A 2,341-nucleotide genomic window follows, 5' to 3' on the forward strand; every position below is an offset into this window, starting at 1 on the left:
CTGCTGTCATTTGCGATAAGGTACGCGCTGGCTTTGTCAGGCTGAGCTGTCCGGCCAGTATTTCCTCCAGACGAAAAGCACAGCCTTCGTAGATTTGCGCGCCGCCGGTGATCATTGGCGGCTTCTCGCGGCCTTCCAAAGTAAGCATTGTTTCAAAAATGCTTGAAAGGGCAAATTCCGGAACCTTCACGTCCAGATAATAACGCATGCCACTTCGATCCGGATAGAGCTCCGGATCCAGCGCAGGAATTATATGTTGCAGCTCGTTTCTTACCAGGTCAACGTCAGACCAGGTTAATCCCGTTTTTAATAGGTCGATTATCATTGTTTCAGAATATAGTTTTGTGCAGCCAGGTGATATCAGCTGAGCCGGCAGAATATTATTTTACTTGCGGTCCTTCAAGGCTTTTTTGACTGTATTCATTACAGCTTGGGCAGCAGCAGCCTGGATATTCACCTCGATTTCTCCATAGATCTGCTTCATGTAGTTTTTGATGTACCAACCTTTTCCCTTCCTGCTCACAATCGGCTGGTAAATCCGTGACCTGGCGATCGCCCAGGCTAATTGGTGGATAGCCGCTTTTTTGTCATTAGGGAAAGTACCGTCTTTTCGGCCGGAAATAAAAGTGAATGGTTTCTTGCCTGACTGACCTTCCATTACCCTTTCAACCCACAGCAAAAGCTGGTTTTCACCTTCACGAACTGGCATTTGGGAAGTATACTGCAACTGCTTCATATCCTGAAAGCGGCCGTATGCTTCAAACTGCATCGCCATTTCAGTCATCCATGCCTGGTTATTCTGGCGTACCTCGCGAAAAAGCGAGCTTTTCAAAGCACCAGTCATCACCAGCCCTTCTTCCTGCAGCTTTTCTTGCAGCTGCTCAATGCCGCGCCCGCTGATCTGGTTTGAAATTTGACCGACTACAAACCATATTGTATCATAATCAATATCAGGCGTCCAAGTTACCAGCTCGCTCATACCCCAATCTGCGCGTTTGTATTGGTGATGATGGAAAGAACCACATAGCAGCCGACAGAATTATCGCTACCGTACTTGAAAGGCGCCATTTTGTAGGCCATTTTGTCCATCCGGAACCGGCCGGCTTTCACATCCCGGCGCAGGTACCGAAGAAACCGCCATGCCGCCAGCTGTGCATTTTTTAAAGCGGCCAGTTCTTCGGCCATGGTTTTACAATTGGCGAACAAAATGGCAAATCCCATTTCCTGCCTCGCTTCAAAATCATGCATGCCATTATCGTCGCCGGTGATCACCGGCATCAGCATCGCCATGGCTGGATAATTGAAATCGTCGCGTTTACTTACTTCGTCAAAGCGCTCCATCTCAAAGGGATTGTTTGAGGTTTCGAGCACCAGGGTAGCGATTTCCGGATCCTCATTGACCAGGGCCGTGAAATACTCTTCAATGCTAACTATGTCGGATTTCAGTAGGGTAATCATCTTATTGAAGGTTTGAGGTTGCGGCCTGCTGGCCAGTCGGGTTTTGATCCAGGGTAGTCATTTCAATGTCAGTAAAGTGGTATTCCATTTCTTCCAGGTCATATCCCATCACTTTCAACGCATCGTCGAGTACTTCCTTTAAAAGCCGGCGATAGCTCGGTGTAAGAAAGCGGACGTGGTACATCACAGAATGCATTAATTCAGATCCGGATCCACCGAGTTTTGCACCTTCCGAGATACCTGCCAGGCTGGGCAGTATCCCATGCCCCTGCGCCTGTTTTACGCCGGCAGCATCGATCAGCTTCATGTAGGCATCATCGGTCATTTTGTTTTCGATTGGTGTTATCCGGATCAGCTTCTTATCGCCTTTGCCTGCATCACCCATCAGGTCACCGATCAGCACCAGGGCTTTGTCGGTATTTTTTACCCCGGACAAATATTCGTCCATGTGCTCCATGAATTCTTCCTTGCGCTTTTCAATTTTTTCGAGCACTTGCGGATCGTTCAAATCGTCACCGTCCTGGATAAAATAACTTTCGTCGATCTCGATCAAAAGTTTGAAGTTGTAGCCGTTCATTAAGCCTGAAAGGTGATATTCCGGCGCCATGTTGTCGACCAAAGTCCATGTTTTTGTACCCCACCAAAGGCCGCGATTATGGAAGTCAGCCCCGATCTGCGCTTTTTTAAGGATAATCACGCTTTCCAGGTATTTGGTTGGATTTTTCTTGTCGAAAATCGGTACCGAAACTGTGTCGGCTTTCTTGATTGAACGGCCGGTACCAAAGTACGGATTGATATAAACCCGCTCCACTGGCCGGCCAGGTGCCGCTTTCTGATACCGGACTTTGTTAGGCTGTATCGTTTCCAGCTTTACCTTTCCATC

3 protein-coding genes and 1 pseudogene are annotated in these 2,341 nt (G+C 48.1%); all 4 read right to left on the reverse strand.

The genetic code is table 11. The annotated features are described in order from the left end of the window. A partial coding sequence (locus ACTIE6_RS16500; RefSeq protein WP_439557689.1) for a hypothetical protein occupies positions 1 to 325 on the reverse strand: 325 nt, incomplete at its 3' end. 60 nt (positions 326 to 385) lie between these two features. After that, on the reverse strand, positions 386 to 979 hold the full coding sequence (locus tag ACTIE6_RS16505; RefSeq protein ID WP_439557690.1) for a hypothetical protein: 594 nt from the start codon (positions 977 to 979) through the stop codon (positions 386 to 388). Beyond that, entirely contained in the window at positions 976 to 1,458 is a 483-nt protein-coding gene (locus ACTIE6_RS16510; protein ID WP_439557691.1) for a hypothetical protein, read from the reverse strand. Before ACTIE6_RS16510 ends, ACTIE6_RS16505 begins: the two co-directional genes overlap by 4 nt. Position 1,459: 1 nt before the next feature. Further along, positions 1,460 to 2,341, reverse strand: a pseudogene (locus ACTIE6_RS16515) (hypothetical protein); the annotation flags it as partial.

The organism is Dyadobacter sp. (genome assembly GCF_051859145.1).
Taxonomy (GTDB): domain Bacteria; phylum Bacteroidota; class Bacteroidia; order Cytophagales; family Spirosomataceae; genus Dyadobacter.